Source organism: Cupriavidus sp. 30B13, assembly GCF_049059565.2.
Taxonomy (GTDB): Bacteria; Pseudomonadota; Gammaproteobacteria; order Burkholderiales; family Burkholderiaceae; genus Cupriavidus.
Genome location: NZ_CP188224.1, coordinates 1,089,702 through 1,110,280, shown reverse-complemented (window position 1 = coordinate 1,110,280; position 20,579 = coordinate 1,089,702). Strand labels below are relative to the sequence as shown.

20 protein-coding genes and 1 tRNA gene are annotated in these 20,579 nt (G+C 59.7%); 9 read left to right on the top strand and 12 right to left on the bottom strand.

Annotated features, from left to right (window positions below; all coding sequences use genetic code 11):
• Positions 1 to 148: 148 nt before the first annotated feature.
• From ACKI2N_RS24230 to ACKI2N_RS24210, 5 genes are all read right to left on the bottom strand, one after another.
• On the bottom strand, positions 149 to 1,129 hold the full coding sequence (locus ACKI2N_RS24230; protein ID WP_420997646.1) for an aldo/keto reductase: 981 nt from the start codon (positions 1,127 to 1,129) through the stop codon (positions 149 to 151).
• Positions 1,130 to 1,398: 269 nt separating this feature from the next.
• Positions 1,399 to 2,541 carry an NADH:flavin oxidoreductase/NADH oxidase gene (locus ACKI2N_RS24225; RefSeq protein WP_420997694.1) on the bottom strand — a complete coding sequence of 381 codons (1,143 nt, stop codon included), beginning with the start codon at positions 2,539 to 2,541 and terminating at the stop codon, positions 1,399 to 1,401.
• Between the two features lie 30 nt (positions 2,542 to 2,571).
• Positions 2,572 to 2,919, bottom strand: a complete 348-nt coding sequence (locus tag ACKI2N_RS24220) for a putative quinol monooxygenase (protein WP_420997647.1) — start codon at positions 2,917 to 2,919, stop codon at positions 2,572 to 2,574.
• A 122-nt stretch (positions 2,920 to 3,041) separates the two neighbouring features.
• The gene (locus ACKI2N_RS24215; RefSeq protein ID WP_420997648.1) at positions 3,042 to 3,509 is read right to left on the bottom strand and encodes a putative quinol monooxygenase; all 468 of its coding nucleotides are present in this window, start codon (positions 3,507 to 3,509) and stop codon (positions 3,042 to 3,044) included.
• A 104-nt stretch (positions 3,510 to 3,613) separates the two neighbouring features.
• A complete protein-coding gene (locus ACKI2N_RS24210; RefSeq protein ID WP_420997649.1) occupies positions 3,614 to 4,387 on the bottom strand; it encodes an SDR family NAD(P)-dependent oxidoreductase in 774 nt (257 codons plus the stop codon).
• Between the two features lie 142 nt (positions 4,388 to 4,529).
• Here ACKI2N_RS24210 and ACKI2N_RS24205 point away from each other — a divergent pair, with 142 nt between their 5' ends.
• Together ACKI2N_RS24205 and ACKI2N_RS24200 are read left to right on the top strand one after the other, a co-directional pair.
• Positions 4,530 to 5,411, top strand: a complete 882-nt coding sequence (locus tag ACKI2N_RS24205) for a LysR family transcriptional regulator (RefSeq protein ID WP_420997650.1) — start codon at positions 4,530 to 4,532, stop codon at positions 5,409 to 5,411.
• Positions 5,412 to 5,535: 124 nt separating this feature from the next.
• Positions 5,536 to 6,456, top strand: coding sequence for a LysR substrate-binding domain-containing protein (locus tag ACKI2N_RS24200; protein WP_420997651.1), 921 nt, complete (start codon positions 5,536 to 5,538; stop codon positions 6,454 to 6,456).
• A 123-nt stretch (positions 6,457 to 6,579) separates the two neighbouring features.
• Here the strand turns inward: ACKI2N_RS24200 and ACKI2N_RS24195 are convergent, their stop codons facing one another.
• The 3 genes from ACKI2N_RS24195 to ACKI2N_RS24185 form a co-directional block, all read right to left on the bottom strand.
• Positions 6,580 to 7,557 carry an NAD(P)H-dependent flavin oxidoreductase gene (locus ACKI2N_RS24195; protein ID WP_420997652.1) on the bottom strand — a complete coding sequence of 326 codons (978 nt, stop codon included), beginning with the start codon at positions 7,555 to 7,557 and terminating at the stop codon, positions 6,580 to 6,582.
• Between the two features lie 634 nt (positions 7,558 to 8,191).
• Positions 8,192 to 9,691: an aldehyde dehydrogenase family protein gene (locus ACKI2N_RS24190; RefSeq protein ID WP_420997653.1), complete on the bottom strand. Its 1,500-nt coding sequence runs from the start codon at positions 9,689 to 9,691 to the stop codon at positions 8,192 to 8,194.
• A gap of 242 nt (positions 9,692 to 9,933) precedes the next feature.
• Entirely contained in the window at positions 9,934 to 10,782 is an 849-nt protein-coding gene (locus tag ACKI2N_RS24185; RefSeq protein WP_420997654.1) for an SDR family NAD(P)-dependent oxidoreductase, read from the bottom strand.
• 425 nt (positions 10,783 to 11,207) lie between these two features.
• On the opposite strand from ACKI2N_RS24185, the gene ACKI2N_RS24180 reads away from it, so the two are divergent.
• The 5 genes from ACKI2N_RS24180 to ACKI2N_RS24160 all read left to right on the top strand — a co-directional run bounded on the left by ACKI2N_RS24180 (position 11,208) and on the right by ACKI2N_RS24160 (position 14,214).
• Positions 11,208 to 11,861, top strand: coding sequence for an NAD(P)H-dependent oxidoreductase (locus ACKI2N_RS24180; protein WP_420997655.1), 654 nt, complete (start codon positions 11,208 to 11,210; stop codon positions 11,859 to 11,861).
• Positions 11,839 to 12,432, top strand: coding sequence for a flavin reductase family protein (locus ACKI2N_RS24175; protein ID WP_420997656.1), 594 nt, complete (start codon positions 11,839 to 11,841; stop codon positions 12,430 to 12,432). Before ACKI2N_RS24180 ends, ACKI2N_RS24175 begins: the two co-directional genes overlap by 23 nt.
• A 26-nt stretch (positions 12,433 to 12,458) precedes the next feature.
• Positions 12,459 to 12,719: a DUF6506 family protein gene (locus ACKI2N_RS24170; RefSeq protein WP_420997657.1), complete on the top strand. Its 261-nt coding sequence runs from the start codon at positions 12,459 to 12,461 to the stop codon at positions 12,717 to 12,719.
• 58 nt (positions 12,720 to 12,777) lie between these two features.
• Entirely contained in the window at positions 12,778 to 13,833 is a 1,056-nt protein-coding gene (locus tag ACKI2N_RS24165; protein WP_420997658.1) for an aldo/keto reductase, read from the top strand.
• A gap of 87 nt (positions 13,834 to 13,920) precedes the next feature.
• On the top strand, positions 13,921 to 14,214 hold the full coding sequence (locus tag ACKI2N_RS24160) for an SDR family NAD(P)-dependent oxidoreductase (protein ID WP_420997659.1): 294 nt from the start codon (positions 13,921 to 13,923) through the stop codon (positions 14,212 to 14,214).
• A 67-nt stretch (positions 14,215 to 14,281) separates the two neighbouring features.
• Here the strand turns inward: ACKI2N_RS24160 and ACKI2N_RS24155 are convergent.
• Positions 14,282 to 14,357, bottom strand: a tRNA-Gly gene (locus ACKI2N_RS24155).
• A gap of 185 nt (positions 14,358 to 14,542) precedes the next feature.
• A complete protein-coding gene (locus ACKI2N_RS24150) occupies positions 14,543 to 15,946 on the bottom strand; it encodes a PLP-dependent aminotransferase family protein (protein ID WP_420997660.1) in 1,404 nt (467 codons plus the stop codon).
• Between the two features lie 136 nt (positions 15,947 to 16,082).
• Here ACKI2N_RS24150 and ACKI2N_RS24145 point away from each other — a divergent pair, with 136 nt between their 5' ends.
• Together ACKI2N_RS24145 and dapA are read left to right on the top strand one after the other, a co-directional pair.
• Positions 16,083 to 16,235, top strand: coding sequence for a hypothetical protein (locus ACKI2N_RS24145; RefSeq protein WP_420997661.1), 153 nt, complete (start codon positions 16,083 to 16,085; stop codon positions 16,233 to 16,235).
• 1 nt (position 16,236) lies between these two features.
• The gene (gene dapA / locus ACKI2N_RS24140) at positions 16,237 to 17,172 is read left to right on the top strand and encodes a 4-hydroxy-tetrahydrodipicolinate synthase (RefSeq protein WP_420997662.1); all 936 of its coding nucleotides are present in this window, start codon (positions 16,237 to 16,239) and stop codon (positions 17,170 to 17,172) included.
• A 34-nt stretch (positions 17,173 to 17,206) separates the two neighbouring features.
• On the opposite strand, the gene ACKI2N_RS24135 is transcribed toward dapA, so the two are convergent.
• Positions 17,207 to 18,184, bottom strand: a complete 978-nt coding sequence (locus tag ACKI2N_RS24135; RefSeq protein ID WP_420997663.1) for a carbon-nitrogen hydrolase family protein — start codon at positions 18,182 to 18,184, stop codon at positions 17,207 to 17,209.
• Positions 18,185 to 18,396: 212 nt separating this feature from the next.
• Positions 18,397 to 19,941, bottom strand: a complete 1,545-nt coding sequence (locus tag ACKI2N_RS24130) for a methyl-accepting chemotaxis protein (protein WP_420997664.1) — start codon at positions 19,939 to 19,941, stop codon at positions 18,397 to 18,399.
• Between the last annotated feature and the right edge of the window lie 638 nt (positions 19,942 to 20,579).

The window sequence follows — 20,579 nt, the reverse complement described above, 5'->3', positions numbered from 1 at the left end:
GCATCTGCGCGATGGCAAGACCTACTACGGGATGCTGTTCGGGGCGGCAGCGCCCTGCCCATAGATCCCAGCAGCCACAGGCCGCACAGCAGCCAGCTGGCAGAATCCATGTCCTTAGTTAGCTAGCTGCCTCGTCCTCGCTCGTAGATTACCTGATCACCGTAATGCCGCTGACTTCATGAGGTGTATATGGCGCCTCCAGGTCCTTGATCTCTTCATCGGTCAGTTTCACCGACAGCGCGGCGACGGCATCCACCAGGTGTTGCGCGCGAGTGGCGCCGATGATAGGTCCCGTGACACCCGGTTTCTGGAGTAGCCAGGCGAGCGCGACCTGAGCTCGAGAAATTCCGCGCGCCTGCGCGATTGCTCCGACTCTCTCAACGATCTGAGCGTCGCTTTCGACATAGAGTGATCGTCCGATCTTGTCGGTCTCCAGTCGACTGGTGGTCTCGTCCCATGCCCGAGTGAGCCGACCGCGCGCCAAGGGACTCCATGGGATTACCGCCAGCTCCTGGTCGCGGCAGAACGGCAGCATTTCGCGCTCCTCCTCGCGGTACAACAGGTTCAGGTGATTCTGCATGCTGACGAAGGGCGTCCATCCATGGAGGCGAGAAGTGTAGACTGCCTTGGCAAATTGCCATGTCGCCATGGAAGACGCCCCAATGTATCGAGCTTTACCTGCTTTCACCACATCGTGCAGGGCCTCCAGCGTTTCTTCGATCGGCGTATCGAAATCCCAGCGATGGATCTGGTACAGATCCACGTAATCAGTGCCCAGCCGTCGCAGGCTGTTGTCGATTTCCGCGAAGATCGCCTTACGTGACAGTCCGGCACCGTTCGGGCCAGCGTGCATGCGCATGAACACCTTCGTTGCCAGTACGATCTCGTCGCGCCGAGCGTAGTCCTTGATCGCCCGGCCAACGATTTCCTCCGACGTACCGTCGGAGTAGGCATTCGCCGTATCCAGAAAATTTATGCCAGCCTCCAGCGCTTGTTTAATGATCTCCCGGCTAGCGGCTTCGTCCAGTGTCCAGGCGTGATCGCCGCGCGAGGCGTCGCCAAAGCTCATGCAGCCGAGCACCAAGCGCGACACATCCATTCCCGTCCTGCCGAATTTCACGTATTCCACGTCTGTATCCTTAAAGATGTGTGGCGCCTTAGATGGCTAGTCAGGCCGTACCTGGACGCCAGGGTTGATCAAGCGCAGTTCCCGAAAGGGGCGCGCGAAAAGTGCTCAAAGACTTCGCGCACCAGATCGACCGAGTGGACATGATCCGCTCCTGGACGAATACGGTGTTCGTCTACGAACGGTTTCATGCAATCGACGGGGATGGCAGCGCAGCCACGATACTTCGCAAGGCAGTACTCGTATCGGCCGTAGTGCGCTCGTGCCGTTGCTCACGACCGCCCACTGAATGTCTGGATCTGTACCGCCCGCCCCTGAAGCCACCAGGCAACCTGTGTGGGCCACGAGGCGAATGGGGCTTTGGGATCAACAGTGCCAAGTTCGGCTTCGGCATGTAGAGCGAAGTTCGGATCGGCCAGCGCCTCTCGGCCGATCGCGACAAGATCTGCCTGGCCGCTTTCCACGATAGCTTCCGCTTGACGACCATTGACGATCAGACCGACCGCAGCGGTGCCGATGCCTACTTCGCTGCGCACCTTCTGAGCGTAGGGCACCTGGTAGCCATAGCTCGACGGGTACTCGTAGCGCGGGGCGATACCGCCCGACGAGCAGTCGACGATGTCTACGCTGAGTGCTTTGAGACGACGGGCAAAGACTATCGTGTCCTCGATAGACATGCCCTCACGCAGGCCATCGACGGCAGAGACCCGCACGAAGAGCGGCTTATCCTGCGGCCAGATCGCCCGCACTGCTTGTATGACCTCCAGGGGAAAACGCATTCTGCCTTCGAGATCGCCGCCGTACTCATCCTTTCGGTCGTTGGTCACGGGCGACAGAAAACTGTTGAGCAGGTAGCCGTGCGCGCAATGCACCTCGATCACATCGAAGCCGGCTGCGTCGGCGCGTCGCGCCGCGTCGACGAAAGCCTGTTTAACCTCAGCCATTGTCGCGCTTGTCAAAGCCGTAGGCTTTAACCAGCCATCGGCATACGGCTTGTTGGAGGCAGAGACCACAGGCCACGGCTGCTCGCCGCGCTGGAAGTCGCTGTCATCGAGGGCCCCGTTGCCTTGCCAAGGCCGCTGGCTGGCCGCCTTCGGTCCGGCATGCGCGATCTGGATGCCTGCCACGGCGCCGTACATCTTGAGCGCCTCCGCAATGCGCCGCAGGCCGGGGATGTGATCGTCCGACCAGAGGCCGAGATCGCCATGGGTGATACGGCCCCCGGGAACGACCGCCGTCGCTTCGACCATGATCAGGCCAAAGCCCCCCATAGCGAATCGCCCGAGATTGATGAGGTGGTGATCGTTGACATGGCCCCCCTGCGCCGAGTATTGGCACATCGGGGAAACGATCAAACGGTTGCGCAGTGTCACGTCGCGCAGCGCAACAGGTTCGAAGAGCTTCACTTTTCCGATCCTTTTTAATGAGGTTCTAAGTTGCGTTGGTTATCCGGCGATATTGGTGACCATTGCGCAACGGCGCAGATCCATTTCACCTTCCAGCACTTCGGGAAGTGCCGCGACGAATGCCTTCATGTAGGGCTGCTCGAAATGCAACGTCAGATCAGCTTCTGCCTTCCAGTTTTCGTAGAGCACCCAGACATCCGGATCGTCATTCGAACGATGCAGGTCGTAATTGATGTTGCCAGCCTCGGCGCGCGAGGGTTCGACCAGGGTGCCGAGACGGCGTCCCAGTTCGTCACCGAGACCGGGCTTGGCTCGAATGAATGCGATGAGCGTGAGTTGTGCGCCGTATGTCGGCGCCGGCGTGGCGAGCGTGGATTGTGCGGTCATGATCTTCTTCCGAATCAGTAGAATTACGCTGCGTGCCTCCAAGTAGCGGCATCCTGCAGCCTTTAGTCAGGGCAACGCGCGTGGGTGTATCCAGCTTCCCGGGTGCGCTCCGCCCCCTGGGCTCAACGGCATTCGGCGGCAGAGGTGGGGTCCGTCGTCGCGGGCGCTGGGCGCGGCGCCGGGGCGAGGTCGGCGACGAAGTGCAGGCCGCCCGCGCCTTCCGTGAGCGGACGCGCCAGGTTCCGCTCGAACATCGCAAAGAGCGCCTTGGTATAGGGACGCTCGAAGTGGCTGTCCAGAGCCTCCTTGTTGCGCCAGATTTCGTAGAGAACATAGCTGCGCTCGGCGCCGAGGACCTTGTGGACATTGAAAGTCACGTTGCCAGGTTCCAGGCGGGAGCAAGTGACTGAGCGCTGGAAAACCTTCTCGAACTCGGCTTCGGCGCCCGGCTTCACGTCGAAGTTGACGACGAGGGCAACTTCGCCGGTAGGCCCTGCCTTGATGTCAATTTGGGCCGACGCGCTTTGCGACGAAATGATTGCCGTTGCGGCGACGAAAGCGCCCAGGATGTACTTCTTGAAGTGATTCATCAGATTCTCCTAGAAGGTTTTTGAGTATTCAGCGGCTTATCCCGGCACGGGATGACGTTGTAATCGGGACGAGCACCGCCGGATGTCTGGCAGGTCGTCTTCGATCAGGCGATCGAATAGCCGGCGTCGACCAGCAGGCCGTGGCCCGACACGAACGACGCATCATCGGAAGCAAGGAACGCCACCACGGTCGCTACCTCTTCCGGCAAGCCTGCCCGACCGGGGACGGTCGAGGCCGCGAAAGCGTCCTTCGCTTCAGTGCTCGGCCAGATGCGGTCCTGGAACGGCGTGTCGATGATTCCGGGATTAACGGCGTTGACGCGCACGCCTTGCTTGAACAGTTCGATCGATGCGGTCTTGGTCAGCCCCAGTACTGCATGCTTGCTGGCGATGTAGAGACCGGCGTTGGCAAAGCCGATCACGCCGCCCATCGACGCGTTGTTGATGATGGTGCCGCCGCCTTGCGCCAGCATGGCCTTCGCCTCGTGCTTCATCGACCAGAAGACGCCACGGACGTTGGCATTGAAAATCGTGTCGTAGACCTCGTTCGACTGCTCCACGAACGGCGTGAACTCGCCTTCAGTACCAGCATTGTTGAAAGCGACGTCGATCCGGCCATAGGTCGAGATCGTCGTGGCGACCAGATCGATCACGTCCTGCTCGATGTTGATGTCGGCAACAGCGGCCGTCGCTTCACCGCCTTCGTTCCGGATCTCGGCGGCGAGCGCTTCGATTTCAGGACGACGGCGTGCACTGACGACCACTTTGGCGCCACGGCCGGCGAGCTCGATGGCAGTAGCTCGGCCGATGCCGGAGCTTGCGCCGGTGATCAGCGCGACCTTCCCGGAAAGCGTCCGGGGCGAGACTTGAATGCTCATTTTTTTCTCCAGATTCAAATGGTTAGACCGTCAAGAAGCGAGATATAGGATTCCTGCTCATTTCTTTGACGATATTCTGGAGCGTTTTGATTGATATGATAAAGTCGTCAATATTTGTTACGATGATGAATGAGGCTCACCAATGGAGAACGCAGAACTCGCCGAGCTGGCTGTATTTGCGTCAGTCGCAAGGCACCTGAGTTTCCGCCAAGCAGCCACGGAACGGGGGACGTCCGCTTCGGCGGTAAGTCATTCGATACGCAGCCTCGAGGGCCGCGTGGGCGTGCGCCTTTTTCATCGCACCACGCGCAGCGTGTCTCTGACGGAAGCGGGCGAAGCGCTGCATGCCCGGTTGCAGCCAGCACTAGCTGACATGCGGAGCGCCCTGGATGGGTTGAACTCGTTCCGTGCCACACCGTTCGGCACTATCAGATTAAATGTCCCAAACTCGATCGCGCCCTATGTGTTGGGTGATGCAATGGAACTCTTGGCCGCCAACTCTGGGCTGAAGTTGGAGGTCGTTGCTACCGACGCACTAGTCGATATCGTGCAGGAAGGTTTCGATGCAGGTATTCGCTTCGGTGAGCGCCTGTCGCAGGACATGATCGCGGTGCGAATCAAGCCAAAGTTCCGATTTACCGTCGTCGGTTCACCAAGCTATTTCGAGAGGAAGCCACCTCCCATGGCACCTCACGATCTGCATGACCATGATTGCATTCGATATGCTTTTCCTAGCGGGACTACCTTTAACTGGGAATTCGCCAGGGACGGCGAGATAGTGAAGGTCGAGGTCGCTGGTCCCCTGACGGTCGATAGCCAGGAATTGATGGCGGATGCGGCGGCAAGGGGGCTGGGCCTCGCATACATATGGGAGGATCGCGCCGCACCGTATCTGCACGATGGCCGACTGCGACGCTGCCTCGAAGACTGGTGCACCGTCGACGAAAGCGTGTTTCTCTATTTCCCCAGCCGCAAACATCAATCAGCGGGGCTTAGAGCGTTGGTTGAGATCATGAAGGCGTGAGGTAACACCGGATTCGATCGGCAAATGCAGGAGTCGATACCGCGGGATGGAACAGTTCAAGCAATCCAATGGAATCGGGTGCCGCAGATCACCTTGTTTCGCTCCAGAAAAAAGCGAGAGATGAATGGAATTTATTCAACTAATGCGTGTGTTCTCGAAATTGGCAGAGCTCGGAAGTTTCACAAAGGTCTCCGATGCGATGGAAATTGGTCGCCCTCAAGTGACGATTGCCATTCAAGAGCTTGAAACGAAGCTCGGCGTCCGACTTTTCCAGAGAACGACAAGAAAGGTCAGCCTCACTCAAGAGGGAGAAAGTTTTTACCAACGAGCCGAAGAGATTCTTCGTAGCGTATCAGAGATTTCGACGATGTTCGGTACTTCCGGAGCACCGCCTACAGGTAGGGTGCGCTTAAATATATCTGCCGCACTCGCACAGCAGAAGTTCATAGATTTATTAATGCAATTTCACAAAATCCACCCTGGTATTGAGCTCATCCTGGGCGTCACTGACCGTGCGGTCGATTTGATTTCCGAAGGGGTGGACTGTGCATTGAGGATTGGCGAACTACGAGACTCCAGCATGGTGGCGCGGAGGATCGGCAACGCGGTAATGGTGACTTGCGCGTCGCCAAGCTATCTTGCGGAGTTCGGAAACCCTAGTTCGATCGAGGATCTTCCCACCCATCGAAGCGTAAGTTTCGTGTCTGGTATGAGCAACCGCCCTTTGCCATGGCACTTCAGCATCAACGGAGAAGATCGTACCTATACCGGCCGCGGAAGCATAAGCGCCAACGAGTCGAAAGCGTATATTCGGTGTGGTTTAGCGGGATTCGGCATTATCCAGGCCCCCGGCATAGCCGTCGATGAACATCTTGCCAGCGGGGCACTAGTTGCGATTCTTGAGGATATTAAACCGGCGCCCCGCCCTATATCGCTTATCTATCCGACACGTAGCCATTTAGCACCTCACATTCAAATTTTCTTCGACTGGTTAGTGGAGAGATTTGTGAGCATCGACGATACTTGGATAGAAAGCCAAACTTAGCCGCTCTGCACTCTTAGACTTGTTCTCGCGACATCCATCGCAGACAGGGTCTTCCAGGACAGCGTCACTCATAGCGATGACTGGCGCGGCTACCAGGGTTTGATTTATATGCGCGATGATGAATTATACGGCTAACTCATCCACAACTTCGGCAACAGTCTTGATGCGACGAATGTTTCCAATACCTGTTCCGAGCGAAATATAGCCATCGTCAGTATTGCCTTCCAGCATACCAATTCGCAAACCACGCAGCCCGCCCATCAGCTTGCCAAGCTCTTCGTTGCTGGCGCCCGCTTTATCCAACTCTACTAATTTATGCGCCAGCTTTCCGGGCAGGGATCGGTAGTAATCAGGCATTGTGCGGAAGAGAAGCAAATCAAGCCCGTTGGAAGAGACAATCTTGTCCTTTACAGATTGAGGAACGCGGCTTTCCACGGTGCCGATAAACGCGGAACCCACGGAAACTCCACTGGCACCCAAGGCGTGCGCTGCCCGAGCCGTGCGCTTGTCGGAGATTCCACCGGCGGCCAAGACGGGTACATCTCTTGCCGCATCGACGATCAGTGGAACAATAGAGAAAGTGCCCAGGGCCGTGCCAGGCAGAGTACCACCTTCGTCAAAACCAGTAGCGACAATAATATCAGCACCGGCATTCTCGGCGAGTCGAGTGTTTTCTGGCGTAGGGTTAAGGTCGCGGTAGATGATTTTGATCCCCGCATCCTTCAATTCGTCAAACAATTTTTGAATTACCGCTCCTGCACCGTAGCCGGTGTATAGGGTCGCTTTGACACCCTCTTCCTTCATCACTTTGAGGATATGCGGAGTCCAAATGTCGTTCTCCGGTGCCGGGATCAAGTTAACGCCAAACGGCTTATCTGTGAGTGCTTTTGTTTTTCTGATTTCGTCGCGCATCTTTTCGGCGGTCTCTTCCGGTGTCGATACTGCGGTCTCGGCAGTTAGTCCAGCGTTGGGGCCGAGGACTCCCAGGCCACCAGCATTGCCAACAGCCGCGACTAGACGCGCGTCAGTCAACCAAGAGAGAGGAGCCTGAATAACCGGCTTTTCGATTCCGAGAATTTTACAGATGCGATTGATATGCATGGCGACGTTCCAGTGTAGATTCAGTCAAAGCAAAAAATTGGGCGCTTCGGATGATCGATGAGCCTTGAACGAGAGGCTACGCCAAGTGGGGACGGAAAAAATTAGCCTGTCGGATAAAAGACTGTTATTGATTTTCTTAACAAGTGGCTTCTCGATATCCAATACGATCTTTCTTCCTTCGACTGAACCTGCCTGGGGTGCAAGCGGCTCTGATGCGTCTTAAGTAAGTCGTTTATGACCAAATGAAATCTAGATAGGAGAATCTCGGCCGAGAAGTGCCCAGCACGTCAGCACGCTCAAGTATGGCGACCGCGCGACCACCATTCCGCACACCTGCACGGATGGGACGGCCTTCGCGGCGTATCAGCAAGTCTGGAGTGCGTGTGGGGGATGACCGCTGGCCCGCAACACACAGGCGCTCACGGTGCGGTACGCGGTCTACAATCCGCATAGGCTGGCGTGGTTGGTCAAAAGCACACGTGTGTCTGCGGAGACTGTGAAAAAAATACCCACCGCGAGGAGCTGCGGCGGGTTCGATAACGACAGCAGCCTGCGGATCTATCCGTGGTTGCCGCCCTCCATGCATCAGGTCTGCCAGCGGACTTGAGGAAGTCCCTATAGACCGAATCACTTGTCAGAACGGGTAAGTTCCCTTGTTGTGCTGGATCGTGACCCAGTGGTCTCGTGTTAGTTCATGGAGAATCCACTCACCACCGAAGCGCCCAAGACCGCTGTTCTTTTCGCCGCCAAAGGGGCCTGAGCGTGAATCGTCAACACTATGATCGTTGATGTGCGTCATTCCTGCTTCGACGCCCAGCGCGAACCGGATTCCTCGATCTTGGTCTTGGGTAAACACTGCGGACGATAATCCGAATTCCGTCTCGTTGGCGACGCGCAAAGCTTCCTCGTCACCGACAACTTTGATAATCGGCGCGATTGGGCCGAACATTTCACTTTGAGCGAAGGAGGAGTCATTATTGACATCGACGAATACATGGGGTGGCAGCACCAGACCTTGAGCATCTCCTCCCAGTAGCTGCTTAGCGCCGGTATCTTGGGCGAGCTTCAGCATGGCGAGATGCGCGGTGAGCTGCTTTTGGCTAATCACCGGCCCAATCGCCACAGCCGGGTCGCGCGGGTCGCCATATTTGAGCGTCCGGACGTGCTCGACAAATCGCTCCACGAATTCATCATGCACCCTTGCGTCGACAATGATTCGATTCGAGCTCATGCATATCTGACCTTGATGCAAGAATCGCCCGACGACAGCGCTACGAACAGCATGCTCCAAGTCGGCATCATCAAGCACAACGAGCGGCGCGTTACCGCCTAGCTCAAGCGCAACGCGCTTTATCCGTGGTCCAGTCATAGCGAGAGACCCGACCCGCCTGCCAACCTGCGTCGAGCCAGTAAACGAGATCATTCTGGGTACGGGATGCAAAGTAAAAGCATCTCCAATCTCTTCGGATGGACCAATGACGACGTTGAGCAGCCCGCCAGGTAATCCTGCTTCCTCAAAGATCTTCGCCAGCAGCAAAGCCCCAGTGACAGGGGTATATTCGGCAGGCTTGACAACAACAGCGTTTCCCAGCGCCAACGCGGGCGCCACCGACCGCTGGGTTAGATAGAGAGGGAAGTTCCAAGGGCTGATCACTCCCACCACGCCGAGAGGCTGACGATACGCGCGACTCTCTTTGCCAGGCGCATCAATGGGCAACAGACGTCCCTCGGTCCTGTATGGGAAGGTCGCAGCTTCTTGGGTGATTCCAACAGAGACCTGCCACTCCATTTCAGCCTTGGTTCGGGTGCTGCCCGCCTCGCTGATAAGCCAATCCACGATTTCTTCATGCCGGGAAATCATGATGTCGGCAGCGCGGGTCAGGACTCGGGCCCGCTCGTGCGGCGCTGCGGTGCCCCATTGACGTTGGGCCTGCTCTGCTGCGCGATAGGCCTCGTCCAGATCGCTGGCGTTGGCGTTTGGGATTTCAACCAAGGTCTCGCCTGTATAAGGATCGGTATCCATCCGCACAGTGCCAAGCCTTCCCGTTCGCCAATGGCCTGAGATGTACTGATCCGCAAACCCTTCATAGCGCCGCGGTGCGGCCGCCGCAGCGGAAAATTCGACATGAGACATGATGTTTTTCTCCGGTTAAGAACCAGCCAGTGGGTGCGGCAAGGTTGGGGATAGCACCTGGCACAACTCGAACCGACGGGATGGCCTAGATGACAAGACTGATGGCACAAGACTGATGGCGCAACGCGCCATTGGAGATGGGTTGGCGCTAGAGATGTCGCCGCATCTTCAGCGGCCTTGGGAAGGGGCATATTACCCTTCGACTCGCCAATAGGCCTGCCCGCCCCTCGTATGCACCGCACTTAATCAGGGAAGTCAGTTGCGTCAGATACTTCGCGCCAAGCCGTTAGATCCTTTTCCACTGCTGCCAATTTCTGGAGTGCAAGATCGTTTGCAATCTTTCCTGCGAACAGATGCAGGGGAGGCTCAGCCGCACCTGCGGCTTGGATGACCAAGGAAGCGAGCTTGTTCGGGTCGCCCGCTTGCTTTCCGGCCATTTCATCCAGATGCACGTCGAGCAATGCTTGTGCGGCGGTGTATTCCCCGATGCCGTGCCGTGCGACTACCAGCGAACCGGACGACAGGAACTCGGTACGAACAGGCCCCGGATAGACCAAGGTTGCCTTGATACCGAATTCCGCGATTTCGGCCGCGAGAGCTTCCGTAAGCCCTGCAAGTGCGAATTTGGTAGCCGCGTAGATGCCCCACCCTGCATACCCGCCCTGAAAGCCGGCAATCGAACCGACATTGAAGACGTGTCCACTGCGCTGCTGACGCATATGAGGTAGCACGTGGCGGAGGACATGTGCTGGTGCAAAGACGTTCACTTCGAAGTTGCGACGCAGTTCTTCGTCGGATATCCCCTCTATGGTGCCCTGCAGACCATAGCCTGCGTTGTTGACGATCACATCGATTCGCCCGAATTGGGCGATGGCTTGAGCAACACAGGCCTGCACGCTGCGCTCATCGACGAGATCGACTTGTACGGGCAAGAACGTATCGGACGCAGGCCCAATCAGATCGACGAGCGAAGCCAATGTACGCGACGTAGCGACCACGTTGGCGCCGCTTTTCAGAAGCTCGCGCACAAGCGCCAGACCGATGCCCTTTGAAGCGCCGGTGACAAGCCATGTTTTCTCGTTCTTACTCATGATGATCCTCTAAGCGGATGGATAAAAGCGATGCAAGCCGCAATGGTCATCGTGCGGCAGTGTCGCTGCTGGCCGCACTCGCGGCGCGGGCTGATTCATTATCTTCTCCACCACATCCACCGGGATGCACGATCAGGGATTAATGATGCATAAAAGTCCAAATCTTCCCTAAGGCCGCACCTGACGCTCGTAGCAGACGATAGTCTTCACTGGCTTGTTCGCATCGACCTATCTGCCAGGTCAAAAATTCGGATTTTTATGCACTAACTGTGGAAGAACAGACAGCCCAACTTCGCTGCTTTACCCGATAGTAAACACGGCTACTGGGGTTGGAGACACCACATGTCGAGTCCACTTGGGCGACTAATGGTGATACTTCTCCCGCGCACGCTCCGGTTCGACTAACACGTCTATCGAGGATTGATATGAAGCATGCCTTAATTATTAATGCATTTCAGTTGTATGAAGGATTCTCCAAGGGAGAGCTCAATAAGACGATGGCCGGCGTAATTCAAGAAGAGTTGGAGCGCAGGGGCTACGAGGTCCGAACGACGAATGTCGAGCAGGGCTACGTCGTACAAGAAGAAGTCGAAAAGCATCTGTGGGCGGACGTAATCATCCTGCAGACCCCAATCCATTGGTTTGGCGCCCCTTGGATCTACAAGAAGTATGCCGACGAGATATTTACGGCAGGACTGCTGCAGAAAGTTCTGATCGTGAACGATGGTCGTGTCCTGGGCGATCCCTCCAAACAGTACGGCACTGGCGGCTTGATGCAAGGCAAGAAGTACATGCTGTCCTTGACCTGGAATGCCCCGCGCGCCGCTTTTGACGATAAAGGTCAGTACCTCTTCGAGGGAAAGTCCGTCGACGACGTCATGGTCGCCAACACCGCCAACTACCGGTTCTGCGGCGCGGAGGTTCTCCCCTCCTTCTCGTCCTTCAATGTCATCAAGGATCCGCATGTGGCCGATGACATCGTGCGGCTTCGCGAACACCTGGCGCAGCTCTTCCCGATCCCTGCGGCGGACAGCGGCGAAGAGACGGCGGCATGGCATGCGCAAGCAGCAGCTGCCTGAGCGGGGGGCCACGATGCGCCGGCTTGAAGCGTCCAAGACTTACCGGATACTTGAATCCGGCCCCATCGTCATGGTCTGCACAAACGATGGCGCACGCTCCAACATCATGACCATGGGTTTCCACATGATGGTTCAGCACGCCCCACCGTTGATCGGATGCATCATCGGCCCCTGGGACCACAGCTTCACCGCGCTCCGCGCGACCGGCGAATGCGTTCTCGCGGTGCCCGGTGCCGACCTGGCGCGCACCGTCGTTGACATCGGAAACTGCAGTGGTGCGGAAGTGGACAAGTTCGAACACTTTGGCTTGGCCACCTCCAAACCTGCGAAGGTCAAAGCTCCGCTATTGGGCGACTGCCTCTACAACATCGAGTGCGTCGTGCACGACGACACACTGGTCGACAAGTATCAGCTTTTCATCCTCGAAGCCGTTGCTGCCTGGTCCAACGATTCGCGCAAGGAACGCCGCTTCTTGCATCACCACGGCGACGGCACGTTCACTGCCGACGGGGAGCGCTTCGATTTGCGAGATCGCATGACGCTTTGGAAGCAATTCCAAGTTGACCTGTAAATGCCTACACCTTTGGAGTTTCGGATATGGACCAGACCAAGTACGCCTTCATCATCAAGGCGCCCGGCTACCGCCGGAACACGCACAAAGCACACATGAAATCGCCTGCGTTCGACGCGAAATTCATCGGTGTGGACGACTTTGACGAAGCGCTGGCTGCCATCGAAGACCTTGCCGGTGCAGGTACGCAGGTTGTCGAACTTTGCGGCGGCTTCTCGGCGCAGGAGGCGACAAAGCTGCGTCGCCGTTTCCCCGACTGTGAGATCGGGCGCGTGACGTACCCGTAGGAGATCCCACCCTACGGGCAGCTTTTTTCATCCACTTCATTCCTATTGGAGTTCCATCATGAAATACAAGACTCTAGGCAACACCGGCCTTCTCGTTTCCCAACTGTGTCTCGGCACCATGACGTTCGGTGACGGTAGCGGAATCTACAAGCACATCGGCGCCGCGGGACAGAAAGACGCCGACGATCTCGTCAAGGCTGCGCTGGACGCAGGCGTCAACTTCTTCGATACCGCCGATGTCTACTCCGCCGGCGCCAGCGAACAGGTGCTGGGCCAGGCCTTCAAAAATCTTGGCATCGCGCGCAAAGATTTCGTTCTCGCGACCAAGGTTTACAGTCGAATGGGCGAAGGCCGCAACGACGTGGGCGCGTCGCGTGGGCACATCATGGACGCCGTGGAGGCCAGCCTGAAGCGCCTGCAGACCGATCATATCGACCTGTACCAGATTCACGCCAACGACACGGTGACGCCGGTGGAGGAAACGCTGCGCGCCCTTGATGACCTGGTCCGGCAAGGCAAAGTCCGCTACATCGGCGTCTCGAACTGGCAAGCCTGGAAGATCGCTCGTTCGCTGGGGACCTCCGAACATCGGAATCTGGCGCGCTTCGAAACGTTGCAGGCTTACTATTCGCTGGCCGGACGAGACCTCGAACGGGAGCTCGGCCCACTGCTGGAAGCGGAAAAGATGGGCCTGCTGGTATGGAGCCCGCTTGCCGGCGGCCTACTCTCGGGAAAATTCACTCGCAACAATCAGAAGCCCGGCGATTCGCGTCGCTCTGAGTTCGACTTCCCGATCGTCAATCGAGATCGCGCCTGGAACATCATTGACGTTCTGCTGCCTATCGCAAAAGCCCACGGTTGCAGCCCGGCGCGCGTCGCCTTGGCGTGGCTGCTGTCCCGGCCAGTCGTCACCTCGGTGATCATGGGGGCCAAGCGCCTGGACCAACTCCAGGACAACCTCGCAGCTATCGACCTAATCCTGACCGAGGATGAATTGCGCCAGCTCGACGAAGTCAGCGCACTTCCGCCTGAGTACCCGGGCTGGATGTTGAATACCCAGGGTGCCGACAGGCTAGGCCCAGTCGATCTGTGGTCGGCAGCTAGCACTTCCTGAGACCGGTAACGAGCATCTCGCCTATATCTTCTGTCGTGTCCGAGTCGCCTGCGGTTCGGGCACGGCTGCGGCAAGGGAATCCGAATCATGACCTCTATACAAGGCAAGATCATTTTTGTTACTGGCGCAGCCAACCGCATCGGACAAGCGGAAGCCGATCTGCTCGCGCAGTCGGGTGCGAACGTCGTCTTCACCGACCTCGACGAGGTCAACGGCACATCGGCAGCCGAAGCATTTAGCGGCCACGCAATTTTTGTCCGCCACGATGTTTCCTCCGCGTCGGATTGGGAGCGAGTGATCGCTGCTACCATTGAACGCTTCGGCCGCCTGGATGGACTGATCAACAATGCTGGCATCTACCGGCCAGGATCGCTGGAATGAAAAAAGGAGCCGAAGCTCCTTTTTTCAACGACTTACAGACGTCGGTGGAAGTCTGTAGATCAAAACCTGGAGCGGGAGACGAGTCTCGAACTCGCGACCTCAACCTTGGCAAGGTTGCGCTCTACCAACTGAGCTACTCCCGCATCTTTGACGCCCGGCCTGGACTCTGACCGATGGGCCGCGGACCGACTGTCCGCAAGCCCTTGTGGCTTGAACCCCAAGCGCAAAGGAGCGCGGAGTATAGCAGAAAAGCCTGCCATTGCCAGCGTTCTTCGCGACCATCGGCGCCGCGGCTTCGGCGAGGCTACCCAACCACACAGGCCGCCGGCTAGACAATGGGCCGGGCGCCGCGCCGGCGATCCTCCTGCAGCAGATGGCTGATCTGCTGCAATGCATTGCGCAGTTGCGGCTGGCTTGCCGCCCCGCCCACGGAAATCCTCACCGCATTGCCGAGATCCGGCTCCGTGCCGAACGCATCCGAGCCCGCCACGATGATGCCGCGCTGTTCCAGCGTATCGACGAACAGCTGCGAATTCCATTGCGGCGGCAAGGGCAGCCAGATATGAAGCCCGGACGGATGTGCGCTGGCGGACTTCGGCAGTAGCGACCGCGCCAACGTCTGCCGGGCGCGCGCCTCCCGCTGGATCTCGACGAGAAGCTGCCGCGCCATCCCCGTCCGTATCCATTGTTCCGACAGCCCGAAAAGCAGCGGCGATCCCCCCATGCCCGAGGCGCGCAGATTCTCCTGCACCGCCGCGCCGTCACCATCCTCGGGCATCAGCACAAACGCGGTCCGCAGGCTTGGCCACAGGCATTTCGACAGGGATGCCATGTAATACGTGCGCTCGCCGCCCGTAAACGTGGCCAGTGGCGGTGGCGCATCGTTTAGCAGGAACCCATACGGATCGTCTTCGATCAGCGTCATTTTCAGCTTGCGCAGCATGGCGGCAATGTCCTCGCGCCGCCCCGCCGGCATTGTCCGCGTCGTGGGATTGTGCAGGGTCGGGTTCAGGTAGACGATGCCGGCGCCCGTGGAGCGCTGGGCGCTCTCGAGGGCATCCGGCATGATGCCCTCGTCGTCGGTCTGCACGGCCACGACGCGCAGGTCGAGCTTGCGGGCCGCCAGGAGGAAGCCCGGATATGTCAGCGGCTCGCACAGCACCGTGTCGCCCCTGCGGGTGACGGACAGGAGAATGGCAAAGATCGCCGCCTGCGTCCCCGCGGACATGACCAGCTTGCCGTGCGCGAGATCCCCCAGCGCGGGTCCGAGCCATGCCCGGCCCGCCTGGATCGCGGACGAATTCAGGCCGCCGGTATCGTAGGCCGACAGCCGCTCGCTGCTCTGGCGCAGGAACAGTTCGTCGACCCCCGTACGGACGAAATCGCCGAGGCTGCGTCCCGAGGGCTGGGGCGGCACGTTCATGCTGAGGTCGATCCGCGCCGCGCCGGCCGCGTTGCTCGGCGTGGCGACGAACGACCCCCGGCCACCGAACGATTCGATAAGGCCCCGGTTGCGCGCCTCGGTGTAGGCCCTCGTCACCGTGGTCAGGTCGACGCCCAGCGCGGCCGCAAGCGATCGCTGGGGAGGAACCTGGTCGCCGGGAGCGAGCTTGTCCTGCCGGATGGCATCGGCGATGAGATCGACGATCTGCAGATAGCGGGGGCCGGCGCCGGCCACCAGCGGCCTGATCCACGCCAACGGACGGGACGCCTTCGAATCAAGTTCCGGCATTCGGGCAGACTCCATTGTCAAACCATACAACAAGATTTATATTCGACATACATTATATGTATAAATCCATACATAAATCAAGTGTATGCATAAAATCGGATCCCCCAATCCACGCCGCGATCCCGCGCCTGGCGCCATGGTGCTGCAGGCCGGCCCCGTCGTCATCCGCCCGGAGCCGGGCCTGGTCATCGAGCGCGATGGAATCGACGACGGCGCGGCGCGCCCGGACAGGCCCGCGGCGCAGCACGCCGCGGAACGCACGGGACAACTTCAAGCAGAGGAGCAATGAAATGGCAGGGAAAGACCTGAATATCCGCGGCAGCCTCGTCGCCCTGGTGACGCCGATGTTTCCGGATGGCGCCATCGACTGGGCGGCTTACCGCGAACTCATCGACTGGCACATCGAGGCGCGGACCAGCGCGCTGGTCATCATGGGCTCCACGGGCGAGACCCCCACCATTCCGCCAGCCGAGCACATCGACCTCATCCGCGTGGCCGTGGCGCACGCCGCCGGCCGCATCCCGGTCATCGGCGGCACCGGCGCGAACTCCACCAGCGAGGCGATCGAGCTCACCCTGGCGGCGCAGGACGCCGGCGTCGCGGCTTGCCTGTCGGTGGTGCCCTACTACAACAAGCCGACGCAGGCCGGCCTCTACGCGCATTTCCGCGCCGTGGCCGAACGCAGCGCGGTGCCCATCATCCTGTACGACGTGCCGAGCCGGACCATCGCCAAGATGACCGTGGAGACGATTCTGGCGCTGGCCGAGGTCGACGGCATCGTCGGCCTGAAGGACGCGACCGGCGACCTCGCGCGCGCAAGCGAACTGTTCCACCGGCTGCCGCCGGGATTCTCCGTGTACAGCGGAGACGATGCCACCGCCGCGGCGCTGATCCTGATGGGCGCCTGCGGCAATATCTCGGTGACGGCCAACATCCTGCCGGGCACGATGCGCGAGCTCTGCGATGCCGCCCTCGCCGCCGACGTGCCCGCCGTGCGCCGGCTGAGCCGCCGCCTGGCCGCGATCAACCAGGCGCTTTTCGTCGAATCGAACCCGATACCGGTCAAGTGGGCCATGCAGCGGATGGGCCTGATCCGCGAAGGCATCCGGCTCCCGCTCACGCCGTTGTCACCCGAACATGCCGACAGGGTGGCGGCAGCCATGCGCGAAGCCGGCATCGTGCTGCCGGATATGGGCGGCTCGCCCGGCCTTGCCGCGCGAGCCTGAGCCATCGGGCTTCGGCTCGCTCAAGACCCGGCGCTCAGGCAGGCCGGGCAAACGGCGCTGCCTCGTGCCCCGCCTCGCCGAGGAAGGAAACCGGGGACTGGGGCGCGCGATTGACGCTCAACTGGAAGATGTCCGGCCGCGCATAGTGCCCGACCACGTCCAGGTCATATTTGCCGCGCGCGATTTCGCCCAGATCGATCTCCGCGAGAAAGATGCCTTCGCCCTCGAAGGACGGGGAAACCAGGACCTTGCCGAGCGGATCCACGATGCACGAGCCGCCGCGAATCAGCACGCTTTGCTCCGCGCCCGCCGCGCGTGCCGGATGGCCGGCGGGAAAATCCGACGACGTCATGTACTGGCACGCGGAGACGACGAAGCAGCGGCCCTCGAGCGCGATGGTCTGCATGGTCGGCAGCCAGGTGTCGCGCGCATCGACGGTGGGGGCGCAGTACACCTGCACGCCCTGCGCATACATGGCCGTGCGCAGCAGCGGCATGTAGTTCTCCCAGCAGATCACCGCGCCGATCTTCCCCAGCCCGGAATCCAGCACCGGCAGCGTGGAGCCGTCGCCGAATCCCCATACCAGGCGCTCCAGCGCCGTCGGCATCAACTTGCGGTGCTTGCCGAGCAGGCTGCCGTCGGGGCCATGGAAAAAGACGCTGCAGTACAGCGTGCCGCCGGCGCGCTCGATCACGCCGACGACGAGGTACACGCCGTTCGCGCGCGCGGCCTCGGCAATGAGCGAACACGCCGGACCGCCCTCCTCGATGGCGCCCTCGTAATAACGGCGGAATTCGTCACGCCCTTCGTCGCTGCGCGTGCCTAGCCGGGCGCCGAAATCGAGCCCCTTGGGGTATCCGCCGACGAACGCCTCCGGAAAGACCACGAGCTTCGCGCCGCGCCTGGCCGCGTCGCCGGTCAGGTCGGCCAGCTTGGCCAGCGTGGCCGGCGTGTCGTAGATCAACGATCCGGCCTGAACGACGGCGGCGCGGTACGGCGCTGGATGGGACATGGCGGGCTCTCCTTGGTTTGGGAGGTGATGGCAGGATCCATACAAGACAAACAATGTATGGCATATGAAATCACTTGTATGGCCAGCATCATACCCAAGCGAAAGCGCGGCGCCTACCCGGCATGGCCTCCGCGCACTCTTGATCCGGCCCCTGCAGCATCACGACACAAACACATACACGCGAGTGGATCGCATGGACGACCGTCCGGCCGCTATGCCGCGGCCGCCAGCGGCCGGCTACCGAGCTTGAACACGCTCACGACTTCCGCCAGATGCGCTGCCTGGTGCCTGAGCCCGTCGACGGCGCTGGCGCTTTGCTCGACGAGCACCGCGTTCTCCTGAGTCACCTGATCGAGCTGGGTCACGGCGTCGTTGACCTGCGCGATGCCTTCGGTCTGCTCGCTGGTCGCGGCGCTGATTTCCGCGATGAGCGCGGCAACCCGCTGAACCTGGCTCACGATGTCGGCCATCGTCATGCCGGTGGCGCCGACCAGGCCGGAGCCTGCCTCGACTCTGGAGACACTTGCATCGATCTGGGCCTTGATCTCCCTGGCCGCGCCCGCGCAACGCTGCGCGAGCCGGCGCACCTCTGCCGCCACCACGGCGAATCCGCGCCCCTGTTCGCCCGCGCGCGCCGCTTCCACCGCCGCGTTCAGCGCGAGCAGATTGGTCTGGAAGGCGATTTCGTCGATCACGCCGATGATGTCCGCGATCTTTTTCGAGCTCGCCGCGATCTCGCTCATGGTCGAGACGACCTGCCCGACGGCCTCGCCGCCCTTCTGCGCCGCCTCGTTCGCGGCAACCGCAAGCTGGGCCGCCTGCCGGGCGGATTCCGCATTGTTGCGGACGATGCCCGTCATCTGGTTCATCGACGCGGCCGTCTGCTGCAGGCTTGCGGCCTGCGCCTCGGTGCGCCGCATCAGGCCGCTGTTGCCTTCCACGATGCCGGTCGAATCCGTGGCCAGCACATCGGATGCCGAGCGCACGTCGCCGACCACGCCGGCCAGGCTCTCACGCATGATCGACAGCGACGCCAGCACGCTGCCCGCCGGTGCTTGCCTGCCGTCGGCATAGGGACTGAGGTCTCCCTCCGAGACATTCCGGGCGACTTCGGCCAGCGCGCTCGGCTCCGCGCCCAGTTGACGCAGGATGCTGCGCGATACCCGCCACGCCACCAACGCGCTGATTACCAGTGCAAGCGCCAGCGCGGCAAGCATCAGATTCAGGAAACCCCTGGCCTCGGACAATGCCGTGTCATTTTCCTGGCGGATGCGCTTTTCCTCGAAATCGATCAGCTTGTTGATGGTGGCCAGCCATTGCTCGTATTGCGGTTTTGCGCGCTCCCACAATAGTTCGCGAATGGCGGTCTGCGAAAGCGCATCGGCGGTCGTTCCCGCGATGATGGCATTGGTGGTGGCGACCGCGGCAGCCTCGGCCTGGCGAATATCGCGATACAGCGCCAGCACCTCCTGCGATGTCCTCGCGGATGCCAGCAACGACTCGAGGCCCGCGGTCGAATCGGCATAGAGGCGGGCTCTGGCCGCGATGAACTCGACCTGCTTCTGACGCTCGGCGGGCGTTGCGGCCAGGACCACGTCACGCACCGCGATCGACCGGTCATGCGCGGAGCCGCGGAAATCGATCGCATAGCGCTGTATCACGGCATGGCGCTCGCTATTGGCGTGCAACGCGCTCTTGATGACATCGACCTTGACCATCGCCACCGCAGTTACCGCGACGAGGACGGCGAAGATCAAACCGAATCCAGCGTAAAGCCGCGTGCTTACGCGCATTCTAGAAAACAGCATAGCGAACCCCTTGCGATCTGGTTATTTTTTTCGATTATTTCACGGGCCAATTTTTGCGCAATGAAAAATAACTTTTATCCCAATAGGCCAAATCAATTCCGTGCCGGATTAATTGCGACATTTGGACGCACCGCCGCGAATCGGATGGCCGGACCTGCCCTCGCATTCACGCATTCGCACAAGCAAGCACCGGCCCCGGGGCCACAGCGGCCCGGCAGTCATGCAAGGGAAAACGCCTGACGTCGATCGACACAGACCGGCGCGGCGGAGGCCCGATTTACACCCATACAGTGACAATATGTATGTAAAAATAGGCTATCGAGCGTAGCATTGCCTCCAATGCATGGAAATTAAACGAGTAGATGACTTGACAAAGCCAGCAACTCTCCACTCGTCTTTCCTCGGCGCGCGGGCTGATCGATAAAACCTCCCGGGCCTGCCAATATGTTCTTTATGCCATATTTCCGTAAAAAGACACGAAATATGTGTTTTTCACGCCATAAAACATCTTCACCAAGGTCTACCTCTGGCAATCCAGAGAAATTTGATCTACAGTTCTCGCAACTTTTATAGATCCATACATACGA

What these genes read in the sequence shown, in the direction of transcription:
- ACKI2N_RS24165 (WP_420997658.1), top strand. Translation starts at nt 12,778, where the DNA reads ATGAAATACAAGACTCTAGGCAACACCGGCCTTCTCGTTTCCCAACTG.
- ACKI2N_RS24205 (WP_420997650.1), top strand. Translation starts at nt 4,530, where the DNA reads ATGGAGAACGCAGAACTCGCCGAGCTGGCTGTATTTGCGTCAGTCGCA.
- ACKI2N_RS24200 (WP_420997651.1), top strand. Translation starts at nt 5,536, where the DNA reads ATGGAATTTATTCAACTAATGCGTGTGTTCTCGAAATTGGCAGAGCTC.
- ACKI2N_RS24150 (WP_420997660.1), bottom strand. Translation starts at nt 15,946, where the DNA reads ATGCCGGAACTTGATTCGAAGGCGTCCCGTCCGTTGGCGTGGATCAGG.
- ACKI2N_RS24185 (WP_420997654.1), bottom strand. Translation starts at nt 10,782, where the DNA reads ATGAGTAAGAACGAGAAAACATGGCTTGTCACCGGCGCTTCAAAGGGC.
- dapA (WP_420997662.1), top strand. Translation starts at nt 16,237, where the DNA reads ATGGCAGGGAAAGACCTGAATATCCGCGGCAGCCTCGTCGCCCTGGTG.
- ACKI2N_RS24145 (WP_420997661.1), top strand. Translation starts at nt 16,083, where the DNA reads ATGGTGCTGCAGGCCGGCCCCGTCGTCATCCGCCCGGAGCCGGGCCTG.
- ACKI2N_RS24220 (WP_420997647.1), bottom strand. Translation starts at nt 2,919, where the DNA reads ATGACCGCACAATCCACGCTCGCCACGCCGGCGCCGACATACGGCGCA.
- ACKI2N_RS24215 (WP_420997648.1), bottom strand. Translation starts at nt 3,509, where the DNA reads ATGAATCACTTCAAGAAGTACATCCTGGGCGCTTTCGTCGCCGCAACG.
- ACKI2N_RS24135 (WP_420997663.1), bottom strand. Translation starts at nt 18,184, where the DNA reads ATGTCCCATCCAGCGCCGTACCGCGCCGCCGTCGTTCAGGCCGGATCG.
- ACKI2N_RS24210 (WP_420997649.1), bottom strand. Translation starts at nt 4,387, where the DNA reads ATGAGCATTCAAGTCTCGCCCCGGACGCTTTCCGGGAAGGTCGCGCTG.
- ACKI2N_RS24180 (WP_420997655.1), top strand. Translation starts at nt 11,208, where the DNA reads ATGAAGCATGCCTTAATTATTAATGCATTTCAGTTGTATGAAGGATTC.
- ACKI2N_RS24175 (WP_420997656.1), top strand. Translation starts at nt 11,839, where the DNA reads ATGCGCAAGCAGCAGCTGCCTGAGCGGGGGGCCACGATGCGCCGGCTT.
- ACKI2N_RS24195 (WP_420997652.1), bottom strand. Translation starts at nt 7,557, where the DNA reads ATGCATATCAATCGCATCTGTAAAATTCTCGGAATCGAAAAGCCGGTT.
- ACKI2N_RS24160 (WP_420997659.1), top strand. Translation starts at nt 13,921, where the DNA reads ATGACCTCTATACAAGGCAAGATCATTTTTGTTACTGGCGCAGCCAAC.
- ACKI2N_RS24170 (WP_420997657.1), top strand. Translation starts at nt 12,459, where the DNA reads ATGGACCAGACCAAGTACGCCTTCATCATCAAGGCGCCCGGCTACCGC.
- ACKI2N_RS24190 (WP_420997653.1), bottom strand. Translation starts at nt 9,691, where the DNA reads ATGTCTCATGTCGAATTTTCCGCTGCGGCGGCCGCACCGCGGCGCTAT.